Annotated in this window: 26 protein-coding genes and 2 pseudogenes; 16 read left to right on the top strand and 12 right to left on the bottom strand. The window is 66.1% G+C overall.

The window, feature by feature from the left end:
- Positions 1–95 (top strand): annotated as a pseudogene (locus ACWEQQ_RS40165) (transglycosylase SLT domain-containing protein); the annotation flags it as partial.
- A 293-nt stretch (positions 96–388) separates the two neighbouring features.
- On the opposite strand, the gene ACWEQQ_RS40160 reads toward ACWEQQ_RS40165, so the two are convergent.
- Positions 389–895 (bottom strand): tautomerase family protein, encoded by a 507-nt coding sequence (locus tag ACWEQQ_RS40160; protein ID WP_452342251.1) that lies wholly within the window; start codon positions 893–895, stop codon positions 389–391.
- 95 nt (positions 896–990) lie between these two features.
- Between ACWEQQ_RS40160 and ACWEQQ_RS40155 the strand changes: the two genes are divergently transcribed.
- Complete coding sequence (locus ACWEQQ_RS40155; protein ID WP_452351861.1) at positions 991–1,482, top strand: winged helix-turn-helix transcriptional regulator; 492 nt, start codon at positions 991–993, stop codon at positions 1,480–1,482.
- On the opposite strand, the gene ACWEQQ_RS40150 is transcribed toward ACWEQQ_RS40155, so the two are convergent.
- The gene (locus ACWEQQ_RS40150) at positions 1,483–2,154 is read right to left on the bottom strand and encodes a cyclase family protein (RefSeq protein ID WP_452351860.1); all 672 of its coding nucleotides are present in this window, start codon (positions 2,152–2,154) and stop codon (positions 1,483–1,485) included.
- 329 nt (positions 2,155–2,483) lie between these two features.
- Between ACWEQQ_RS40150 and ACWEQQ_RS40145 the strand changes: the two genes are divergently transcribed.
- The 6 genes from ACWEQQ_RS40145 to ACWEQQ_RS40120 all read left to right on the top strand — a co-directional run bounded on the left by ACWEQQ_RS40145 (position 2,484) and on the right by ACWEQQ_RS40120 (position 7,603).
- Positions 2,484–3,488, top strand: a complete 1,005-nt coding sequence (locus tag ACWEQQ_RS40145) for a quinone oxidoreductase family protein (RefSeq protein ID WP_452351859.1) — start codon at positions 2,484–2,486, stop codon at positions 3,486–3,488.
- Entirely contained in the window at positions 3,485–4,186 is a 702-nt protein-coding gene (locus ACWEQQ_RS40140) for an SDR family NAD(P)-dependent oxidoreductase (RefSeq protein WP_452351858.1), read from the top strand. The genes ACWEQQ_RS40145 and ACWEQQ_RS40140 overlap by 4 nt, the downstream gene beginning before the upstream one ends.
- Before the next feature lie 255 nt (positions 4,187–4,441).
- Positions 4,442–4,936: a MarR family winged helix-turn-helix transcriptional regulator gene (locus ACWEQQ_RS40135; RefSeq protein WP_452342246.1), complete on the top strand. Its 495-nt coding sequence runs from the start codon at positions 4,442–4,444 to the stop codon at positions 4,934–4,936.
- A gap of 227 nt (positions 4,937–5,163) precedes the next feature.
- Entirely contained in the window at positions 5,164–5,736 is a 573-nt protein-coding gene (locus ACWEQQ_RS40130) for an NADPH-dependent FMN reductase (protein ID WP_379388003.1), read from the top strand.
- Positions 5,737–5,835: 99 nt separating this feature from the next.
- Positions 5,836–7,221, top strand: coding sequence for a mercuric reductase (locus tag ACWEQQ_RS40125; protein WP_452351857.1), 1,386 nt, complete (start codon positions 5,836–5,838; stop codon positions 7,219–7,221).
- 88 nt (positions 7,222–7,309) lie between these two features.
- Positions 7,310–7,603, top strand: a complete 294-nt coding sequence (locus ACWEQQ_RS40120) for a Gfo/Idh/MocA family oxidoreductase (protein WP_452351856.1) — start codon at positions 7,310–7,312, stop codon at positions 7,601–7,603.
- Positions 7,604–7,715: 112 nt separating this feature from the next.
- Here the strand turns inward: ACWEQQ_RS40120 and ACWEQQ_RS40115 are convergent, their stop codons facing one another.
- Both ACWEQQ_RS40115 and ACWEQQ_RS40110 read right to left on the bottom strand, forming a co-directional pair.
- A complete protein-coding gene (locus ACWEQQ_RS40115) occupies positions 7,716–9,221 on the bottom strand; it encodes a catalase (RefSeq protein ID WP_452351855.1) in 1,506 nt (501 codons plus the stop codon).
- Positions 9,222–9,498: 277 nt separating this feature from the next.
- Positions 9,499–10,239, bottom strand: a complete 741-nt coding sequence (locus tag ACWEQQ_RS40110; protein WP_452342242.1) for an SDR family NAD(P)-dependent oxidoreductase — start codon at positions 10,237–10,239, stop codon at positions 9,499–9,501.
- A 392-nt stretch (positions 10,240–10,631) separates the two neighbouring features.
- Here ACWEQQ_RS40110 and ACWEQQ_RS40105 point away from each other — a divergent pair, with 392 nt between their 5' ends.
- Complete coding sequence (locus ACWEQQ_RS40105) at positions 10,632–11,321, top strand: alpha/beta fold hydrolase (protein ID WP_452351854.1); 690 nt, start codon at positions 10,632–10,634, stop codon at positions 11,319–11,321.
- Between the two features lie 87 nt (positions 11,322–11,408).
- On the opposite strand, the gene ACWEQQ_RS40100 is transcribed toward ACWEQQ_RS40105, so the two are convergent.
- The 3 genes from ACWEQQ_RS40100 to ACWEQQ_RS40090 form a co-directional block, all read right to left on the bottom strand.
- Positions 11,409–11,966, bottom strand: a complete 558-nt coding sequence (locus tag ACWEQQ_RS40100; RefSeq protein ID WP_452342240.1) for a choice-of-anchor K domain-containing protein — start codon at positions 11,964–11,966, stop codon at positions 11,409–11,411.
- A gap of 216 nt (positions 11,967–12,182) precedes the next feature.
- Positions 12,183–12,533 carry a hypothetical protein gene (locus tag ACWEQQ_RS40095; RefSeq protein ID WP_452351853.1) on the bottom strand — a complete coding sequence of 117 codons (351 nt, stop codon included), beginning with the start codon at positions 12,531–12,533 and terminating at the stop codon, positions 12,183–12,185.
- Positions 12,502–12,834: a response regulator gene (locus ACWEQQ_RS40090; protein ID WP_452351852.1), complete on the bottom strand. Its 333-nt coding sequence runs from the start codon at positions 12,832–12,834 to the stop codon at positions 12,502–12,504. Before ACWEQQ_RS40090 ends, ACWEQQ_RS40095 begins: the two co-directional genes overlap by 32 nt.
- Positions 12,835–13,242: 408 nt before the next feature.
- On the opposite strand from ACWEQQ_RS40090, the pseudogene ACWEQQ_RS40085 reads away from it, so the two are divergent.
- Positions 13,243–13,545 (top strand): annotated as a pseudogene (locus tag ACWEQQ_RS40085) (aldo/keto reductase); the annotation flags it as partial.
- A 46-nt stretch (positions 13,546–13,591) separates the two neighbouring features.
- Here the strand turns inward: ACWEQQ_RS40085 and ACWEQQ_RS40080 are convergent.
- Entirely contained in the window at positions 13,592–14,467 is an 876-nt protein-coding gene (locus tag ACWEQQ_RS40080) for an SDR family oxidoreductase (protein WP_452351873.1), read from the bottom strand.
- Positions 14,468–14,579: 112 nt separating this feature from the next.
- Here ACWEQQ_RS40080 and ACWEQQ_RS40075 point away from each other — a divergent pair, with 112 nt between their 5' ends.
- Entirely contained in the window at positions 14,580–15,155 is a 576-nt protein-coding gene (locus tag ACWEQQ_RS40075; protein ID WP_452351851.1) for a TetR family transcriptional regulator, read from the top strand.
- A 306-nt stretch (positions 15,156–15,461) separates the two neighbouring features.
- Here ACWEQQ_RS40075 and ACWEQQ_RS40070 read toward each other — a convergent pair whose 3' ends face one another.
- Positions 15,462–16,145 (bottom strand): winged helix-turn-helix transcriptional regulator, encoded by a 684-nt coding sequence (locus tag ACWEQQ_RS40070; RefSeq protein ID WP_452351850.1) that lies wholly within the window; start codon positions 16,143–16,145, stop codon positions 15,462–15,464.
- An 86-nt stretch (positions 16,146–16,231) separates the two neighbouring features.
- On the opposite strand from ACWEQQ_RS40070, the gene ACWEQQ_RS40065 reads away from it, so the two are divergent.
- Complete coding sequence (locus ACWEQQ_RS40065; protein ID WP_452351849.1) at positions 16,232–16,720, top strand: thioesterase family protein; 489 nt, start codon at positions 16,232–16,234, stop codon at positions 16,718–16,720.
- A 167-nt stretch (positions 16,721–16,887) separates the two neighbouring features.
- Positions 16,888–17,307 (top strand): hypothetical protein, encoded by a 420-nt coding sequence (locus ACWEQQ_RS40060; RefSeq protein WP_452351848.1) that lies wholly within the window; start codon positions 16,888–16,890, stop codon positions 17,305–17,307.
- On the opposite strand, the gene ACWEQQ_RS40055 is transcribed toward ACWEQQ_RS40060, so the two are convergent.
- Positions 17,260–17,388, bottom strand: a complete 129-nt coding sequence (locus ACWEQQ_RS40055; RefSeq protein WP_452351872.1) for a three-helix bundle dimerization domain-containing protein — start codon at positions 17,386–17,388, stop codon at positions 17,260–17,262. The two genes, ACWEQQ_RS40060 and ACWEQQ_RS40055, sit on opposite strands and share 48 nt — an antisense overlap.
- Between ACWEQQ_RS40055 and ACWEQQ_RS40050 the strand changes: the two genes are divergently transcribed.
- Positions 17,347–17,574, top strand: coding sequence for a hypothetical protein (locus ACWEQQ_RS40050; protein ID WP_452351876.1), 228 nt, complete (start codon positions 17,347–17,349; stop codon positions 17,572–17,574). The two genes, ACWEQQ_RS40055 and ACWEQQ_RS40050, sit on opposite strands and share 42 nt — an antisense overlap.
- On the opposite strand, the gene ACWEQQ_RS40045 is transcribed toward ACWEQQ_RS40050, so the two are convergent.
- Together ACWEQQ_RS40045 and ACWEQQ_RS40040 are read right to left on the bottom strand one after the other, a co-directional pair.
- Positions 17,550–17,960 (bottom strand): alpha/beta fold hydrolase, encoded by a 411-nt coding sequence (locus ACWEQQ_RS40045; protein ID WP_452351847.1) that lies wholly within the window; start codon positions 17,958–17,960, stop codon positions 17,550–17,552. The two genes, ACWEQQ_RS40050 and ACWEQQ_RS40045, sit on opposite strands and share 25 nt — an antisense overlap.
- A gap of 104 nt (positions 17,961–18,064) precedes the next feature.
- Complete coding sequence (locus ACWEQQ_RS40040; RefSeq protein ID WP_452351846.1) at positions 18,065–19,081, bottom strand: GlxA family transcriptional regulator; 1,017 nt, start codon at positions 19,079–19,081, stop codon at positions 18,065–18,067.
- A 76-nt stretch (positions 19,082–19,157) separates the two neighbouring features.
- Here ACWEQQ_RS40040 and ACWEQQ_RS40035 point away from each other — a divergent pair, with 76 nt between their 5' ends.
- Both ACWEQQ_RS40035 and ACWEQQ_RS40030 read left to right on the top strand, forming a co-directional pair.
- Positions 19,158–19,784, top strand: coding sequence for a TetR/AcrR family transcriptional regulator (locus tag ACWEQQ_RS40035; protein ID WP_452351845.1), 627 nt, complete (start codon positions 19,158–19,160; stop codon positions 19,782–19,784).
- Between the two features lie 132 nt (positions 19,785–19,916).
- Entirely contained in the window at positions 19,917–20,879 is a 963-nt protein-coding gene (locus ACWEQQ_RS40030; RefSeq protein ID WP_452351844.1) for an alpha/beta hydrolase, read from the top strand.
- Positions 20,880–20,897: the final 18 nt, after the last annotated feature.

Raw genomic sequence — 20,897 nt, 5'->3', positions numbered from 1 at the left:
GGGACATCTACGATCCCGTAGCCAACATCACCGCCGCCTGCAACTACGCCGCCGCACGCTACGGCTCCATGGACAACGTCAACTCCGCATACTGACCCGCAGAAGCCCGACCCGCCGACTCGCGCCCGCATGAAATTTCTTCGCGCGCCGGTTCGAGTTCGGTGGGACCGCGCTGGCTGGTTTCACGAGGTATTCATGCCGACGAGACCTTGCTGCGCGCGGATGACGAACTGGGCGGACCTCATCGACTTCGAGGTTTTCCCGGTCATCACCTCGGACGACGTGCCCTCCCGCCTCGAATCGGGCTGAGCCGCAGCATAATCCGCGCCGTTGCCGGAGGCCGTCGGTGCCGGCGCTGCCTCGAGATGGCGGCACCGGTACCGGGTGGTCAGCGCGCGCTGTGCGGGAGCGTGGTGCGTTCGACGCGGCTGGCGGCGATCCGCTCCGCCGCCAGCCGGGCGGCCCGTGCGTCGTCACCGGTCAGCCGGCCGAGAATACGGCTCAATGGCCTGACTTCACCGAATCCGCCCCAGTGCCCCTCGGGAATCTCGGTGGGGAACACCCAGATTCGGCCGGGATCACGGGGCCACGCGCCGTCCTCCGCGTCGAGTATCGCCTCGGTGACCGCTGCGATGACGCCGGCTCGCTTGGCGGTGTCCAGTTGCCCTTCCGGGACCGACGGGACCACTTTGTACCGCGGCATGTCGGCGGGTGCGCCGCCGACGTAGACCGCTGCCGGGCGGTGCAGGAACACCCACGAGACCGAGCGCGTGACCGGATCGGCGGGGTCGAATCCCTCATGGCGGATGAGGATTTCGGTGATCTGATTCATCAGCGCCGCTTCCCGCTCGGCCGTGAAGGTGCCCTCCGGAATGTAGACATCGAGCATCGGCATGGCGACGACCTCCTAGATTTAGTTTCTAAACTCAGATGAACGAACGCTAGGGCCGCTGAGTGGAGATTGTCAACCTAGCTCGATAGGGTGGCCATATGGACCCCGATCGTCGAATCGACACCGCCAACTGCTCGGTGGGACGCGCCCTGTCGGTAGTCGGCGAACGCTGGTCGTTGCTGATCGTTCGAGAGGCCATCGATGGCGCGACCCGCTTCAGCGACTTCCGTGACCGCTTGGGTATCGCCAGCAACCTGCTTTCCGCCCGGCTCGACAGCCTGGTCGAAGCCGGTGTGCTACAACGCATCCCATACCAGGAGCCGGGCTCCCGGCAGCGTTCCGAGTACCGCCTCACCGAGCGCGGCCTCGACCTGCGGCCGACCCTGGTGGCGTTGCTGGAGTGGGGCGACAAGTATCTGGCCGACCCACAGGGGCCGTCGGTCGTGATCCGCCATCACACCCCCGGCGCCGACCACGACTGCGAAGCCCCGGTCCGGCTCGTCCTGGAATGCGCCGCGGGCCATGCCCATCTACCCCCATCGGCCATCCACCGCACCCCCAGCCCGGGCGCCCAATTCGTGAAATCGTGATCAGCTGCCAGCGCCGCCGTGATCGGTCCAGGCAATAGCGCGCAGCGGAAACGAGCCCATCCCGCGCACCGGCGCCGGCAGTGCGACCAGCCTGGCACCGATATCGGGGACCACGTCCAGGTTCGTCATCTGCTCGATGATCGGGATTCCCGCCCCGAGCAATGCGTGGTGACACGGACGCGTGGGCAGGGAAATATCGTCGATGTCGAGCGAGTCGATTCCGACCACCGCCACATTCGCAGCGACCAGCGCCTCCGCGACCTCGCCGATCAGGAACGGATGCCCGGGGCCCCGGTACGACGGCGACCCCCATCGAGCCGACCATCCGGTGTGCACGAGCACCGCCTTGCCCCAAAGCCGCGCCGGGTCACCGAGCACATCGGGTCCCACCGCGCGCATGCCCGCCGCGCGGATCATCACGATCGGTATATTGAGCAGCCGCTCCAGCGGCAACTCGGCGATATCGGCGCCATCGGCATGGAAATGGAAGGGCGCGTCGATATAGGTGCCGGTGTTGCCGACCATATCCACCCGCGCGATGTCATAGGCCATGTCGATCAGTGCCGACTGCTGACGCGAAATATCTGTGGTGACCCGCGGTCCCGTCAATCCCGGGTAGGTGAGCATGCCGTCCGAGATCGGATGGGACAACTCCACGGTTGTCTTGCTCATGCCAGGAACCGTACCTCGCAGATCCCCGGCTCGGACTCCCGATGGCCCCGAACGCCTCGGTGAGGCGTACACGATCGTCATGCCTGCCAGAACATCTCGATATCGACTCTGACCGGGTGTCGGGTCTGGCTCGCTGCTCGCTGGATGTTGTCATGGGGTTTACGCGCCTTCGATCTCGGCGAGTCTTGTTCCGCCCGGACAGATAGTCACCGTCACTGGGAATAGGATGCCCTGGTAGGCCGTTTGCCTGACTAGGACAGGTAAATGCCTGACTGCAGCGCCGCCGACCACCGACGACGCAGTGCCAAGCCTCCCAGTGGAGTTCTGACGTGAAAGCTATCCAGATGACGCAACAGGGCGGACCGGACGTCCTGCAGTTGGTGGACGTGCCCGACCCGGTGCCCGGTCAGGGCCAGGTGGTGGTCCGCGTCCAGGCCGCCGCGGTCAACTTCTCGGACGTCATGCGCCGCCGCGGCGACGTGTACCCGGTCCCGACGCCCGTCCCGTTCGTGCCCGGTGCGGAGGTAGCCGGGACGGTGGTCGCGGTCGGTGGGGGCGTCGACAACCTTCCGATCGGAACACAGGTGTTCGGCACCGTCGGAAACGATGCCTCCGGCGGTTATGCGGAACTCGCGGTGGCCTGGGCCGGGAGTCTGATCCCGATTCCGCCTGGCCTGTCACCCGACTCGGCCGCGGGTATCGTCGTCTCCGGCCTGGCCGCTGCCATCATGCTGGACGAGGTCGCCCACCTCCAGCCCGGTGAGACCGTCTTCGTGCCGGCCGCGGCCGGTGGCGTGGGCAGCTACGCCGTGCAGATCGCAAAGCTGAAGGGCGCCAACGTGATCGCCGGTGCCGGTACCGCGGCCAAGCGAGAGATCGCGCTGCGGCTCGGAGCCGATCACGCCGTCGACTACACCGCTCCGAACTGGACCGACCAGGTCTTGGAGCTCACCGGCGGCCGCGGCGTCGACGTCGCGCTGGAGATGACCGGGCCCGCACGCCTCATGGAAACGTTGACGATTCTGGCGCCGTTCGCGCGGGTCGTTGTCTACGGTTCGGTCTCCGGAACCGTGGAAGGTCTGGACCCGGCAGCCCTGGAACCGTTGCTGTACGACCCCGCACCCAGCCAGGCCCTCATCGGCTTCAACCTCGGTATCTGGTTCGAACACCGCCTCGCCGATGCGGGTGCCGCGCTGCAGCGGCTGGTCGGCTGGGTCGCGTCCGGGGCGATCAGTGTCCCCGAGATTCACACGCTGCCGCTGGCCGAAGCCGCCGAGGCGCATCGCCGGCTCGAAAAGGGCGTGACCAGTGGGAAGTTGGTGCTGAAGCCATGACCGCCACGACAACCGGCCGGGTAGCCGTCGTCACCGGCGGCGCGGGCGCGATCGGATCTGCCATCGTCCGCGAGTTGCGGGCGAGCGGGCACCGCACCGTCGTGCTCGACCGCGGCGGCGATATCGAGGTCGATCTCGCGGACGAGCAGTCCACGCGGCAGGCCGCCGCGCAGGTTCTCGAAAACTTCGGCCGCGCAGACGTTCTCGTGCACAGTGCGGGCGCCTTCGACCAGGCTTCGCTGCAGGACCTGGATGCCGAGACCTGGCGACACGTCCAAGCGGTCAATGTCGAATCGGTGCTGTGGCTCGCTCAGGCCTTCACGCCGGGCATGGCAGAGCGCGGGTTCGGCCGGATCGTGCTCGTCATCTCCGACACCCTCTGGGAGCCGCCCGCACCCGTCCTACTCCCCTACATCGCCAGCAAGGGCGCGCTGACGGGCATCATGCGGTCGCTGGCACGGGCTCTCGGATCCGACGGCATCGCGGTGACCGCGGTCGCGCCCGGCCTCACCGACACTCCCGGCTCACGCACCGTCAACACCGACGACGACTTCGCCGCCCAAGTCGATCGGCAGGCCTTGGCCCGTCGACTCGTCCCGGCCGACACGGCGGCAACCGTCGCCTTCCTGGCCACCGACGCAGCCGCCGCACTGACCGGCCAAGCCCTGGTCGTCGACGGCGGATTCGTCCTGCGTTGACGACGGCCGGGCCGAACCTCGCCACATGAGTACCACTGTGTGACACGACATCCTGCCGACGAACACGTGGGGCATCCGACCGGGCCCCGGCACAATGCCGACCGGGCCCGGTCGATCTCTATGGGGTTACCTGTCCAAGACAGCACTTTGTGCGATCGAACTGTTCCGGAACACGGCCGACAGCATGGAACTCCGGCCGACGTTGGGCTCGGGTCGTCGACTACACATCGACTGAGCCGCGATACGTTGGTCGCCATGACGACCGGATCAACATCTCGCAGTCGCGTCGCGGCATCGACGGCTGCTTCCGGTGGCCCGGTCAGCAATGCTCTCATTCGAGCCACACGCCTGCATGCCATGCGCGCCCGGCAACTACTTCAGGGCCTGGGCCTGCATCCCGGCCACGAACTTCTGCTGATGCACCTGTGGGACACCGGCCCGCAGCGCCAATCGGACCTGGCAACCGAATTCGACACGGATTCGGCCTCGATGACCCGCACGGTGCAGCGCCTCGAGCGGGCCGGATTCGTACGTCGCCGCCAAGATCCAACCGACGGCAGAGCCACCCTGGTCGAGTCGACACCGGCCGGAATGGCCTTGCGCAGCCGCATCGAGCAACTGTGGACGGACCTCGAAACCGACACGGTCGGCGACATGAGCACGACCCAGCAACGACAGCTGCTCCGCGCCTTGGCGAAACTCGAGACGAACCTGTCCTCGAGCACATCCGTCCGCGACACCACCGGCTGAATCGACGCCGGGAGGTCTCGCAGTTCTGGCGAATCTTGTTGGGACGGAAGCGGATTCGCAGGACGATCCACTCCCGCGACGCCGCCGCCGACCGGCGGTGTCCGATACCCGGGCGAGCGACCGCTGCGAAGTGCTACGTTGGCCCTGCACTCCCGTCGAAACCGCCGTGCGTCTACGACGCCAGGCGCTCCGTTCAGCATCGGAAATCTCTGGTCAGGAGGCATCGCGTGAGTACCTACACCGTCGGCTACATCATCGGCAGTCTGTCCAAGGAATCCATCAACCGGATCCTGTCCAAGGCCCTGATCCAGCTGTCACCGCCCAAGTTGACGTTCACCGAGATTCCGATCAAGGATCTGCCGCTCTACAACCACGACTACGACGCCGACTACCCGCCGGAGGGCCGCGCGCTCAAGGCCGCCATCACCGCCGTCGACGCCCTGCTGTTCGTGACGCCGGAGTACAACCGCTCGATCCCGGGCGCGCTGAAGAACGCCATCGACTGGGCCAGCCGCCCCTGGGGCGACAATTCGTTCACCCTCAAGCCGTCCGCCGTCATCGGCGCCTCGCCGGGCAAGATCGGCACCGCGATTGCTCAGCTCAGCCTGCGCAGTGTCCTGGGCTACTGCAATTCCCCGCAGATGACTTCCCCGGAGGCCTACATCCAGTTCCGCCCCGATGTCTTCACCCCGGACGGCGATGTCCTCGACGACTCGACGAGGCAGTTCCTCACCCGGTTCATGGCGGATTTCACCGCTTTCATCGACAGCGTGCACGGCGTGGTCCCCCAGCTCGGCTGACCGATTCGCGCGGCCGTTGGCGCGTGCGTGCCGTACCGGTGGTTCCCTGCCGCCGCGACCGGCCCGCGCGGCTCAACGAGGACGAGGGGAGAAGACGTCATGGCCGATGAGCACTACGACACCATCGTGATCGGAGCCAGCCAGGGCGGTCGGTTCCTTCCCGTCGAGCTGGCGAAGGCGGGCCAACGGGTGGCGCTGGTCGAGCGTGGCCAACTCGGCGGTGTCTGCGTGAACATCGGGTGCACCCCGACCAAGACGATGGTCGCCAGCGCTCGTCTCGCCCACCAGGCGCGCCGCGCCGCGGAGTACGGCGTGCGGATCGGTCCGGTATCGGTGGACCTGGCCGCGGTGCGCGAGCGCAAACGGGCCATGGTCGCCGGAGCGCGAGAGAACTACGCGAGCCGCCTGGCGCAGGACGGGCTCGACCTGATCGAAGGCGAGGCTCATTTCACCTGGCCGAAGTCGGTCGAGGTCGCTTCGACCGACGGCGGGAGGCGGCAGATCAGCGCACCGGTGATCGTCATCGACACGGGCGCCCGGCCCAAGCCGCTGGCGATCCCCGGCGCGGACCAGGTCCCCGTGCTCGATTCGACGTCGATCATGGAGTTGGACCAGCTCCCGGAGCATCTGATCATCGTCGGCGGCGGCTACATCGGGCTGGAGTTCGGGCAGATGTTCCGCCGGTTCGGCAGCGAGGTCACCATCGTCCAGCACGCCGCGCACCTGCTGACGCGCGAGGACGAGGACGTCTCCGACGAGGTCGCCGCTCTCTTGCGCGATGACGGGATCACGGTCTCGACCTCGTCGAAGCCGGTCCGGGTCGAGCCGGCCGACGGCGGCCGCCTGCGGCTGACCGTGCGCACGGACGACGGTGAGCGGCAGCTCGAAGGCTCACACCTGCTCTCGGCCATCGGCCGCATCCCGAACACGAAGGCACTGACCCCCGAGGTCGCCGGTGTCCGTCTCGACGACCACGGCTTCGTCGAGGTCGACGAGTACCTGAACACCACCGTGCCCGGCGTCTACGCGATGGGAGACGTCACACCCGGCCCGGCCTTCACCCACTCTTCCTACGACGACTACCGCATTCTGCACGCCAACCTGATCGGGCACGAGAAGGCGAGCACGCGGGACCGGATCGTCCCATACACGGTGTTCATCGACCCGCAGCTCGGCCGCGTCGGCATGACCGAGCGCGAGGCCCGGGCGAACGGGCACGCGATTCGGGTGGCGAAGCTCCCGATGAGCGCCGTCATCCGGGCCATCGAGACCGGGGAGACCCGCGGCTTCATGAAGGCCGTCGTCGACGCGGACAATGGGCAGATCCTGGGCTGCGCAGTCCTCGGCAGTGAAGGCGGCGAGATCATGACCATGATCCAGGTCGCCATGCTGGGCAAGCTCACCCACACCGCCATGGCCGACGCGATCTTCACCCACCCCCTCCTGGCCGAAGGCCTCAACACCCTCTTCACGATGTTCGCCTGAGCCGTGTCGGAGCGTACCGGGTGAACAACCCATTCCAAAGGGCCTACGGCTCAGGGCAACTCGTGAATATGGAGAGGTAGAGGATGCCATGAGGAAGCCGCTGCGCGTCGGTGTCATCGGCGCCAACCCGAATCGCAGCTGGGCCAAGGATTCCCACATCCCGGCACTGCGCAGCCTCCATGATGTGCAGCTGGCGGCGGTGGCGACCACCAGCCGTGCCAGCGCCGACGCCGCCGCGGCGGCGTTCGGTGTGCGCGCGGCCTACGACGATCCCCTCGCCCTCATTGCGGCGTCCGACATCGACATCGTCTCGGTGTGCGTAAAGGTGCCGTATCACCGCGACCTGGTTCTTGCGGCCCTTGCGACCACGCCCTGCGCTTGACCCGCCTGCTCGATGACGCCGTGCAGTCATCCAACACTGGTCACCGCGTCACACAGCAGGACTGGCCCACGAGCGATTCTTGACCGGACGGATTCATCGCGGATCGCCGAAGCTATCTCGTGTGGCCGACCTTCGGTCGCTCTGCGGCGGTCGGTTCGTGTTGCGCCTGCTTGGCCCGTACTCCTCGTTCGACTCGGTCACCGAGATCCTTGTCGATGTTGCGCAGGTAGACGAACGCCCTCGTGAGCACGGGTTGACTCACTCCGTCGAACAGGTGCGCGACGATGTTGTCGACCAGTCGTGTCCTGGCGTCGTCGTCGAGAACCGTCCGGACCAGGGTGCGAGCCTGTCCCCAGTCGTCGTCGTCCGCGCGCAGCGTGTAGGCGGTTCTGACCATCTCGCCGTCGGCGTACCAACCTGCAGACGGTCCCGCCACAGCGGGATCGGCGTGCGGTCCGCCCTTCGAGTTGGGCACATACACCGGATCGCCGGGGTTGTGGTGGCGCATGGCCCCGTCTTTCGCCCACGATCGGACCTCGGCGCCGTGTGGCGAATTGACCGGTAGCTCTTTGTAATTGATGCCTATCCGGTGCCGGTGCGCATCGGCATAGGAGAACCAGCGCCCGAGCAGCATCTTGTCGGGGCTGGGGCCCGTGCCGGGTACTGCGTTGCTGGGCTCGAATGCCGCTTCTTCGATGTCGGTGAAGTAGTTGGCCGGGTTGCGGTTCAAGGTCATCTTGCCGACGTCGATCAACGGATAGTCGCCGTGTGGCCATACCTTGGTGAGATCGAAGGGGTTGTAGCGGTAGGTCTTCGCGTCGTCGAACGGCATGATCTGCATCTTCAGGGTCCAGCTGGGATACTCGCCGCGTTCGATCGCTTTCCACAGATCACGCTGGTGGTAGTCCATGTCGATCGAGACCATGTGATCGGCTTCGTGCTGGGTGAGGAACTTGATGCCCTGATCGGTCTCGAGGTGGTACTTCACCCAGAACCGTTCGCCCGCAGCGTTGATCCACATGTAGGTGTGGCTGGAGTACCCGTTCATGTGCCGGAAGGTGGCCGGGATGCCGCGATCGCCCATCAGCCAGGTCACCTGGTGCGCCGATTCCGGTGACAGGGTCCAGAAATCCCACTGCATGTCGTTGTCGCGCAGATTGTTGTCGGCGCGGCGCTTCTGTGACCGGATGAAGTCCTGGAACTTCATCGGATCCCGCACGAAGAAGACGGGTGTGTTGTTGCCGACCAGGTCGAAATTGCCCTGTTCGGTGTAGAACCTCACCGCGAACCCACGCAGATCCCGCACGGTGTCGGGATATCCCTGCTCGCCGGCGACGGCGGAAAACCGCACCAGCACTTCGGTTTGCGTGCCGGGCTGGAACACAGCGGCCTTGGTGTAGGCACTGACATCATGGGTGACTTCGAAGGTGCCGAACGCCCCGCCGCCCTTGGCATGCGGTTGCCGTTCCGCCAGGCGCTCACGATTGAACGACGCCATCTTTTCGATCAGATACGCGTCGTTCAGCAAGATCGGGCCATCCGGGCCAACTGTCAGGGAATGGTCATCACTGGGTGCCGGAATTCCGGCGGCATCGGTGGTGTAGTTCGGCTCAGACATCTCTCTCCTTGTCCACAGACATAGAGCGACGGCCACAAAGTCGTGGGTCGGTGTCGAACACGGCACCGCGGACAACCCGGCCGCGTGCAGGCGGCGAGCACGAGTCGAGTGCTCGTGTCGAGACCGAAACGCATATAGACGCGAACGGGCTCTTCCAGCGAATCCCGTCGTGCTCCAATTCGATCACGTCCGAGGGACCCTTTCAACCCACCTGGCAACCGGTCGGCACCGACCCACCACCGGGCGCATGAGTCCGGGTACCACCGGCTCGCGGGGGCTAGATCGCGATGCGCCCGCCGTCGACCGGCAGTATCGCGCCGTACACGTAGCCCGCTCGACTGCCGGCCAGAAAGGCGATGGCCTCGGCGATCTCCTCCGGTGTTCCCGGCCGTCCCGCGGGCGTGGTCGCCGCCAGCTCGTCGAGGCCCTCGAATGCCGCCGTGCCCTCGGTGCGGATGGGTCCGGGGCTGACCGCGTTGACCCGCACCCCGCGGGGCCCGTACTCGGCGGTCCACGCCTTGGTCAGCAACGCCACCGCGGCCTTGCTGGACCCGTACAGGCCCATCCCGGAGGCACCGAATTCGTCGGCCATGGTGGTGACATTGACGATGGCGCCGTGGCCTCGCTCGGCCATCTGGGGGGCGAGTTCGGCCACCAGGAAATACGGTGCCTTGACGTTGACGGCGTACACCGCGTCGAAATCGGCCTCGGTCGTCTGTTCCGTCGGGCCGAACGGGTAGATGCCCGCGTTGTTGACCAAGACATCGATCTCGCCGAGCCGGGTGACCGCGTCACGGGCCAGCGCTTGCGCGGATGCCTTGTCGCGCAGATCCGCCGGGATGAACACCGCTGTGCCACCGAACGCCTCGATCTCGGCGACCACCTGCTTGCCGCGCTGCTCGTCGCGCCCCGACAGCGCCACCCGCGCGCCGCGCCGCGCCAATGTCAGCGCGGTGGCGCGCCCGATTCCGCTGGTGCCGCCGGTCACCAACGCAGAGACTCCAGACAGTTCCGACATCGGATCTCCTCACTGGTTGATCTGATCGAACCGTTCGCCCGGTATCGGGGACGTCACCGACGCTGGTGTCGACTACGACCATTTCCTCGGGCAATAGCGGACGTTCTGCACCGCACCGGGTTCGGGACTCTCGCGCGACCGGAGCTCCAACCCGCATACCGGTCCATCGGACAAGCCACATCCCGGACCCATCCACCAGGCTAGCTCCGCCACGACAACGATGTCTCGGCCTACAGGGGAGCCGAGATCGGGTGGTTACACCTGCGACTGCCATGTCATCTGCTGCTCACTTCGGTGTCGCCGATCTACGTCAAATGACGGATGCCTCAGCTGTCGCGCGCTCTATATTCGGTTGTGCCGTATGGCAATTCACTCGCAGAGGGAGAGTTCGGATGAGTGCGCAGGACAAGACCGTCGTGCTGGTTCACGGTGGCTTCGTCGATGGTGCCGGATGGCGGGGTGTCTATGACGAGCTGACCCGGGATGGGTTCGCGGTGCGGGTGGTGCAGAACCCCACCAAGTCGCTGGAGGACGACGCCGCGACCACCCGTCAGGTGCTCGACGGAATCGACGGCCCGGTCGTGCTGGTCGGGCATTCCTATGGTGGGGCGGTCATCACCGAGGCCGGGACGCACGAGAAAGTGGCCGCGCTGGTGTACATCACCGCGTTCGCGCCCGACAAAGGCGAATCGGTGAACACCCTGCTCGCCTCGTTCCCGCAGGACGGCCCGCAGCCGCCGATCCTGCCGCCGGTGCAGGGGTATCTGTTCCTGGACCGGGCCAAGTTCCCGGATTCCTTCGCCGGTGACCTTGCCGAACAGGATGCCACGTTCCTGGCCGACTCCCAGGTGCCGTGGGGTGTGGAAGCGCTCGGCGGGGCCATCAGTGAGGCCGCGTGGCGGTCCAAGCCCAGCTGGTACCTGCACGTCACCGAGGACAAGATGATTCCGCCCGCGGCGCAGGCATCCATGGCCGAACGTATCGGTGCGACCGTGGCCGAAACCCCTGGCAGCCATGCCATTTACGTGTCCCGCCCCGAAGTGGTCGCCGCCATCATCCGAAACGCGGCCGAAGCCGTCTGACCCAGCGGTCAGCGACGACGGGCTGTCGGCCACACGCTGGGGTGGGGCCGACAGCGCACGCATGATCCTCGCGCCGGCTGCCGCGGTTCAGGAGCCCGGCTCGATGATCGGCTCGAACCGGGCCACGAGCCAGACTCTTTTGATTCCCCCCTCAGGGTTTGCGAACTGCGGCTTCACCTGGCCCTTGTCATCCAAGAAACCGCTGATCGTCACCTTGTATTCGACATCATCGACGCGCACGATGTCGTCCTCGTGGACTGTCGGGAGTTTGACCACATCGTCCACGTCCCCAGGCTGGTTGGGCGTCTCGTTATGGCGGAAACGGAGGGTGAACGTATGGTCGAACCCCTCGTCCTGGAAGTCGACAGTAACCGTCAAGTACACCGAGAACTGACTGTGTTTCAGCTGAATTCGGCGGTTGTAGTGCGCGAAGATACCGAGATTGAAGTCCTTACCGTCCAGGCGCGCCTCGACGTCGGTGAGGCCGGTGAAGTCGTAACCGCTCTTCCCCTGCTGGCCACTTCCCCATCTGATGCTGGATCTGACTCCGCTGCTTGATTTGACGCCGGGCTGCCTCAGACCCTCGAACTGCGACTCCTCGACGCTGACGCGCGTCCAAACACCCTTGGTATCGACTTTCCCCATGACAGATTGCCCCCTTGTCCTGGACTGACCGACGAACTGCTATCTATCGAGACACTCCATCATTCCCCAGCAGTAGCGTTCTGTCACCGAAACCGGTTGTGCACCAGTCAACTCCGGTGACAGACGTGATGAACCGCATGCCACCGGTGTCGGCACATCGCCGTTGCGTGGCCTCCCGAAGGACATGTCACGCGGTGTCTCCCAGGCGGGCATCGATCAGGCCGACCGGTAGAGACTCTGGATCATCGCGAAGTATCGCGAAACCCGAAGAGAGAAAGTTGGTTTCATCGTGTTCGACTCCGTGTATCGATCCACAACCGGTTCGCCGAAGGCCGTCTCAATGCCGCCGAGAACTGCTTGGACCGCCTGGAAACCGTTGTCGCCCCGCTGGCGTGCGCCCGGCTCGGAATTGCCCATGTCGTGGCGCCGAACGTTCCGGTCATCATGCTGCGCGACCGGATCGACGACGCTGTGGTCGTTTCCCCATGCAGTGACGTGTTGACCGCCCGGCGACGCGGCGGAATCGGTAGACGTTTCAGGCCAACTGCGGTGACGGGAGGTGGACACGGATGTGGTCGAGCAGTTCACGGGTTCTGAGCGGTTTGGGCAGGTAGTCGCACGCGCCGGCGGTGTAGGCGTCATCGATGGCGTCGGGATTGCCATCGAGGGAGACCGCGATGATCGGAATCGGTGAACGATTCCGCAGCTGCCGGCACAGAAGCGCGCCCGGCAGGTCCGGCAGGTCCAGCTCGAGCAGCACCAGGTCCGGATTCCATCGCCGAGCGAGGGTCAAAGCATGCTGCGCGGTGGGGGCGGAAATCACCTCGTGGCCGGCGTTGGCCAGCACGAGTACCTCGATCTCTGCCATCGCCGGGTTGCTCTCGACGACAAGCACCTTGCTGGACTCAGCCGCACGGGTGCGCGGCAGCGTGAATTCTGTTGTAGAGCGCGGGAATTGGCTAATGGTGAATCCTTCGCAGACGGGTCCCCGACTATCGAATCCGCAGCGCGATGGAGCTGAATGGAGGCGATCCTGCGCTCACAGTGTCGGTGCCGCGATCGAACAACCACAACACTATGCCAATCCGCAATCTTTCAGCAACGAATCTGTGAACAGTTTTCATGACGTTCACACGACCGCGGGCATCGGCTATAGCGTCTCCACCGAGCAGGTGAAGGGTCATCACCGGATTCCGGTGGTGACTTCTCACCGGCCTGGCCGGGAATCTTGATTCCGATCACGTCGGGTAGCAGCGAGACAGCGCAGGAGGGATCCATGCCGGGCCTTGTCGCCGGGTTCGAAGAGGCGGGGACGTTCCCACTCGGCCGCCGAGAAGTCCACCGAATCGGATACGGTGCCATGCAACTGGCGGGCGATGGGGTCTTCGGGCCGCCGCGCGACCACGATGAGGCGCTGGCGGTGCTGCGCATGGCGATCGCGAGCGGTATCGACCACATCGATACCGCGCACTACTACGGACCGGGCACCGTCAACGAGCTCATCCGGGAAGCACTGCACCCGTACCCCGCGAATCTGGTGATCGTCAGTAAAGTCGCGGCGCGACGCGGCGACGACGGGGCCGGCCGCAATAGCGGGTGACGGCACTGCACCGATGCGGCGCGGCTCAGTCCTGGAAGTAGTGGCGTTCGGCCAGGTCCGCGAGCAGCGTTGGGCGGTTCGGTGTCCAGCCCAGCGTGTCTGCGGCGGGTCTGCCGTCGCCGGTCATCGGCATGCTCCACATCATGCCCAGCCAACCGAAGTGGCTGACCGCGTCGGCGGGGTCGATCGAGGTGGTCGGCACCCCGAGCTGGCGGCCGACGGCCTCGGCGATATCGCGGGTTGCCACGCCCGGATCGGCGACCGCGTGCCACACCGTTCCGGCTTCGGCCTTGTCCACCGCGAGTCGAAACAGCCGCGCGGCGTCGTCGCGGTGCACGGCCGACCAGGCGTGCGCGCCGTCCCCGACATAGCCGGACACGCCCTTCTCCCTTGCGATCTCGACGATTCGGTGGATGAATCCGCGGTCGCCCGCGCCGTGCACCGTCGGCGGGAGACCCAGCACCACCGATCGGATGCCGCGTTCGGCGAGCCGGACCGTGGCGGCGGCCGTGGCGCGGCGGATCATCGGCTCATCGGCCACATCGGGCTGACCGGTGTCGAACGGCACCAGCCCGGAGGCGATCACCAGCGGCCGATCGGAACCCGCGAGAACATCGCCGAACAGGTCGACCACCCGGCGATCGATGCGCTGATTCTCCTCGAACTGGGAGAAGTCGTGGAGGAAAGCCAGGTGAACCACCCCATCGGCCTCGTCTGCAGCCGCACGCAAACTATCCGGATCGAGGAGATCGCCGCGGCGTACCTGCGCGCCGGCCGCGGTCAAGGACTCGGCCGAGGCGTCCGACCTGGCCAGGCCGACAACCTCGTGACCTGCGTCTAGGAGCTCGGGAACGACGCGGGAACCAATGAAACCGGAAGCTCCGGTGACGAAAAGACGCATGAGAAAACCCTCTCGACTAGTGATGTCAGCATCTGACATCAGAGTAGCTTCCATGTCAGCATCTGTCATCACTTCTACGTCAGTTGCTGACGTCACTGTCTACAATCACGGAATGGGTCGTTGGGAACCGAACGCGCCGGGCCGTCTCGGCCGGGCGGCAATGGAGCTGTATCTGGAGCGCGGCTTCGATCAGACCACCGTCGCCGACATCGCCGAGCGAGCCGGGCTCACCGAGCGCACATTCTTCCGGCACTTCGCCGACAAGCGTGAGGTGCTGTTCGGCAACCAGCAGATCCTGCACGACATCATCACCAACGCCATTGCCGAGGTGGATGATTCAGCGTCACCGATCGCGGCGATGGGGGCGGGCCTGGAGGCGGTGGCCGAACTGATCGGGCAGCGCCGGGACTTCGCCCAACAGCGCCAGTCCGTGATCGCCGCGAACCCCGCACTACAGGAACGGGAGCTGACCAAGCTCGCCGCGCTCGCGGCAAGCAGCGCCGAGGCGCTACGCCTGCGCGGCGTCCCCGAGCCGACCGCGGGCCTCACCGCCGAAGTCGGCATCGCGGTCTTCAAGATCGCCTACACCGCGTGGGCCGATTCTCCGCCGGACCGCACCCTGGTCGAGTTCATTCGCGAAACGCTGGCCGAACTCGAGGCGGTCGCCACCGGCACCGCGGTCCAATAGACATTCCAGCGGGCAGAACGCGATCGCCGGGATTATCACCGGCGACGACGCGCACCGGCCGACCCCCTCAGCCCTGCCGGGCGCGCTGTCGCATTGCGCGAAGCGCTGCGCGACAGCGCTGATGATACGTTGACGCCCGGCGAACGAACGCTGATAGCCGAGTGGCTCGACCGCTTGGCGGGAGACATTCTCGAGGCCTGCGGATCGGTCGCGTAAACAGTGTCTGCACTCCCCGAAGAGCAATAGGCTGAAAACATCTCCGCGCCGCTCAGGCTGAGCGATCCCTACCTCGAGCCTCACGGGCCCTCACTTGCTTTCGCGCACAACCTCATCCGATGCAGCAAGGGACTCGGGCGTGAAGACGTAGCGAGTGAACCACCGCGGGATCCGGCGGCGCAGCGCCGGGTCGCCGTGTAAGTCGACGCCGGGTTGCTCCTGGAGGTCGTGCCAGGACAACTCACCGATCCACCAGCGGGTGACCTCGGCGGTGGGAGCAGTGAGCCAGACATCGACCGGGGCTCCGGTGTCGTCGCGGCACAAGTTGACGCCCGTCGGCGACACGTGTAGCCAGAAGAATCGGTCGGCGGGTCGGCGGTCGGTGAAGGTCAGCGCGAGGACCACGGTACGGGCGGGCAGCTGGCTGGTGTCGACGCGCCGCTGCATATCCCAGGTCAGGGCCGCGGTGTCCAGGTCGTCCTCGGACAGGGCCGCACTGCCGGTTCGCACCGCCCAGCGGGCCAGTTCCTGCACCATGGGAGCCAAGGCGAGCCCGGCGTCGGTGAGGTTGTAGTCGGCGTCCACGATTCCAGCGGATCGAAGGCGCCGCAACCGCGCGGATAGCGTGGCTCTTGGAATTCGCGGCAAACCTCGGCGGATATCACTGAACGACGCCGCACCCATCAGCAGCTCTCGCACGATCAGCAGGGTCCAACGTTCCCCGACCACCTCCAAAGCCCGCGCCACAGCGCAGAACTGGCCATATCCACCCACGCGGCAATGGTAACCGCGAACCGGGCCACCGATCGGTTCAAAGTTTGAACTAGAACGATCCGGGACACCAGGCGAACATGAGTCGCATGAGCAACGAGCAAGCAATTCTCGATCGCGACCCCAGTGCTTTCGCGGTCGCGTTTCAACCGCAATGGTCGGACATGGATCAGAACGGCCACATGCGCACCACGGGTTATCTCGCCGCCGCCGAGAACTGCAGAATGCAGTATTTCGCCGGGTCCGGTTTCTCCGCCGGTCAATTCGCGCGGCGCGGGTTCGGCCCGGTCATCCAGTCCGACGAGCTGCGCTATCGCACCGAACTGCGCCTCTTGGAACCGGCACGGCTGTCACTCCACCTCGCAGGCCTGTCCGATGACGGCGCACGCTTCATGATGCGCAACACTTTTACCCGCGCCGACGGCACCGTCGCCGCAACGGTCACCTCCATCGGCGGCTGGCTCGATCTCACCCAGCGCCGCCTGGTCAGCCCGCCCGACGACCTCCTGACACTGCTGCGCGACCTTTCCCGAACCGTCGACTTCGCCGACTTACCCTCACCTCTGGCAAACCGCTGAAACGATGTCGCACATTGGCGGGGCGCACCGGTAATGGGATGCCAGGGAATGGACCTGTTCATGTGAACGTCATGGCAATCCCGACGCCATCGATGGCGCCTACACCGCCGGTGCGTGTGACTACCTGCCCAAACCGCTCAGAACCCGCGAACTGCTCGACCACATCCGTGTCCACCTCCCGTCACCGCAGGCGGCCTGAAACATTCACCGAGCCCGCCTCGGTCGCCATGTGGAAGGCCAAACCCGGTTGGGGTGTCGATTCGGCCGCTGACCACACCATCAACCCCGAGGCCCCGAATTCCGTTTCATTGTTCGATCGTTCGAAATCATCGGGATGTCTGCCGCAGGCCGGGGAATCGCTGGCGAAGGTTCTGGATCTGCCGATGAACCTGCGCGAGTTCGACCTCGACGGCCTGGTTGGGTTTGTCGTCTCGCCACTGGCTGCGCCTGAGAACCAGGCGTTCGGCGTGATACTCGAGTTCCGCGAGGAACATACGCGCCTGGGCGGTTTCGGGATCGTCACTCACCGGCGGCTCGTATCAGCCGGTTGCCGAAAGCCTCCGCAGTGCGCCGCGCTCGACCAGTAGCGGAATGAAATCGCGGACCGGCCGGCCGTCGAAGCCGCGGTGGATTTCGGCGACGATGCCCTCGACGGTGTCGGTGCTGATTGTGGGGAACTGTCCGGCGAGGCGTCGGACGAGTGCCGCGATCTGCTGATCTTCGTCATTTGCTGCCATGGTTCATGGTTGTGCGCGACCCCCTGCGTCGTCAACTACCCATATTTCCGATTCGGGCAGTATGTCACGTTCGATCGCGAGCAGCACGGCAATCACGTTCTGCGCCAAAGCGATTGACGATGCCGCCGCGGCTCGCGGCCCTCGACCGGGTAGAGGGTGTAGACCAGATCGGCCGCGAGGTCGGAATCCGGGAAGCCGCGCTGCAATTGGCCCAGACTCTCCCCCTCCTCGAGCGCGTAGCCGGAGACGTAGGCGAATCCGGCCACCGCGACACCGGCGACGGTGATGACCGCGCCACCATAGGAGTGGCCGGCCACCAGCACCGGACCGTCGATGGCCTCGACGATCGCCCGGAGAGAGGCGGCGTCGGCGGACAGGCTGCGATTGTAGACAGGCGGGACCAGGACCGGAATGCCCTGGGCGAGTAGCCGTTCGGTCACCGGGGACCGGCTGGCGGCATCAGCGAAAGCACCGTGAACCAGGATTCCCGTCGGGGCGGGCATCCGACTCCTTTCGTCGGGACACGGGCCGGAAGCACCGCGCCCCCTTCGAGTTTCGAGCTGCCGCGCGGTGACCGCCGCGCCCTGCGAGCCAGGAATCCGCCGAATCAGGACACCGCCAGCTCCGCTTCCTCGGACCGGGCCGCCGCTTGGGAGCCCGTCGTGCGGAATCGCTGCTGGTATTTGCGCGGCGAGATACCCAGGCGCGCGATGAATGCGCGACGCAAGGTCTCGCTGTTGCCGTAACCGGCGGCGACGGCGGCCTCGGTGACGGAATGCCCGGCGTGCAACAGGTCTCGGGCGGTGCAGAAACGGACGAATCCCACGTACTCGGCGGGAGAGCGTTCCAGTTCGGTGCGGAACAACCGGGTCAGGTGGCGCGGACTGACCCTGGCGTGCGCGGCCAAGGTCTGAACCGTGTGTGCATAGGCCGGATCCGCGCAAATCAGATCCACCACCCGACGGACCAGCGCACTGCGCGGCGCGGGTCCGTTCAGCGCGGCCGAGAACTGCGATTGCCCGCCCGCGCGCTGCATGTGCACCACCAGCGATTGCGCCACCCGCCGCGCCACGTCCGGCCCGTGGTCCTCCTCCACCAGGGCCAGCGCCAGATCCACGCCCGCCACCACTCCCGCTGAGCTGTACAGGTTTCCGTCGCGCACGAAGATGGCATCGGGCCGCACATCGATCGCCGGATACCGATGTTCCAGCTCGCCTGCGAACTTCCAGTGGGTCGTCGCGCGGCGGTCGTCGAACAACCCGAGTTCCGCCACTACGAATGCGCCACTGCAGATGGAGGCGAAACGCCGAGTCCGGGACGAGAGCGAGCAGGCCGCGGCCAGCACCTGTTCGGTAACGAAGCGAGCCGGCGGCAGCTCGCTACCCGGGATCACCACGGTGTCGAAACGCCCCGAATCGGCAGCGGCGCCACCGACTTCGATCCGAGTACCGATCGAGGTCAGCACGGGACGCCCGTCGGGTGACATCAGCACCACCTCATAGTCGGAGACCGTCTGATTGGCTTCCACGAATACCTCTGCCGGACCCACGAAATCGAGCATCTTGACCCCGTCGAAGATCAGGAAACCGATGCGCTTGCGCGGTGCACCCGCGAATGAGGACATGTCACCCAGTATTCTGGAGCCACGCCTCCAAAACAAGGCTTGCGCATCGCAGCACGTGGATTGGTACGGTGACCCCATGGGACGACCGAGACAGTTCGACGAATCGAATCTGCTCGAGGTTGCGATCGAGCAGTTCTGGTCCAAGGGATTCGACGACACCTCGGTGGACGACATCTCGCAGGTCGCGGGCGTCGGCAATGGAAGCATCTACACGGCATACGGCAGCAAGCGCGGCCTGTTCCTGGCCGCATTCGCCCGCTACTGCGATCGCCGGGCCGCCTTCGTCCGCGAAACCGTACTCGCCGCACCGGGTTCCGCGCGGGCAGCGGTCCTGGCGCTGCTGCGGGCCATCATCGCCGACTGCGCCGCGCAACCCCATCGCCGCGGCTGCCTGATGATCAACAGTGTGGCCGCCCTGGGCTCGCGAGTCCCGGAGGTGGCCGAGATAGGCGCGCGGACCACCGCGGCCATGGAGGACGCGGTGGCCGAGCGGCTCCGCGGGGCCGCACCCGCCGGCGATCACGACACGATTCCCATGCTCAGCGCCCACATCGTCCTGGTCTCGCAGGGCCTGATCCAGCTCAGCCGCCTCGATGCCCCGGTGCATCGCCTGCACGAGATCGCCGAGATCTCCCTGGCCACGCTGCCCGCGGCCTGGGCCGACCACATCGACGCCGGGCCCCGGAAGGCGCACGCGCGCTAGCCGATAGGCGCGTGTCCCGATTTCAGGGATTCCTGGCCCGTGAAGCGGGGCCGTCACCCACTCCCGAAGCGAACACTGAACGAGCGTGCGCAGCACCGCGCGCACCTCGACGCGACCAAAGGGAGAACGATCATGGCAGGCAATCCGCACGGCATCTCACTCGAACCCGCCGCCCAGACCTTCGTGGACGCAACCTCGGAACCGCCGTTCCTGTACCAGCTTTCGCCGGAGGAGGGCCGCAAAACCGTCGACGGGGTGCAGGATTCCCCGATCTTCAAGCCGGAAATCGACGAGGAATGGATCACCGTCGAGGGCGGGCCGACCGGATCGATCCGGGTACGCATCGTCAAGCCCAAGGACGCCACCGGGACCCTCCCGGTCATCATCTACACCCACGGCGCGGGCTGGGTCTTCGGCGATGCCCACACCCACGACCGCCTCGTCCGCGACCTGGCGGTCGGGGTGAACGCGGCCGTGGTGTTCCCCGAGTACGACCGCTCCCCCGACGTGCACTACCCGGTCGCCAACGAGCAGTCCTACCGGGTCGCCCAGTGGGTCACCATCGACGGCGCCGGCAAGGGGCTCGACAGCACCCGCATCGCTGTCGCCGGAGACTCCGTGGGCGGCAATATGGCCATCGCACTGACCCTCATGGCCAAGGACCGCGGCGACGTCTCCTTCCGTCAGCAGGTGCTGTTCTACCCGGTCACCGACGCCAACTTCGACACCGCCTCCTACCGCGAGTTCGCCACCGGCTACTTCCTGACCCTCGAAGGCATGCAATGGTTCTGGGATCAGTACACGACCAGTGAGTCGGATCGCTCCCAGATCACCGCGTCTCCACTGCGTGCCTCGATCGACCAGCTGACCGGCCTGCCGCCCGCCCTGGTCATCACCGCCGAAAACGATGTCCTGCGCGACGAAGGCGAGGCGTACGCTGCCAAACTGCGCGCCGCCGGCGTCCCGGTGACGGCCGTCCGCTATGGCGGCATCGTCCACGACTTCGTCATGCTCAACACACTGCACGACACCAACGCCGCCAAAGCCGCCGTGGCGCAGGCGGTCAGCGTCCTGACCCGGGCCCTGCACGACTGACCTCGACCCGGCCGCCAC

Source organism: Nocardia sp. NPDC004123 (assembly GCF_053603795.1).
The sequence above is the reverse complement of the archived record's forward strand: the minus strand, read 5'-3'. Positions and strand labels throughout refer to the sequence as shown.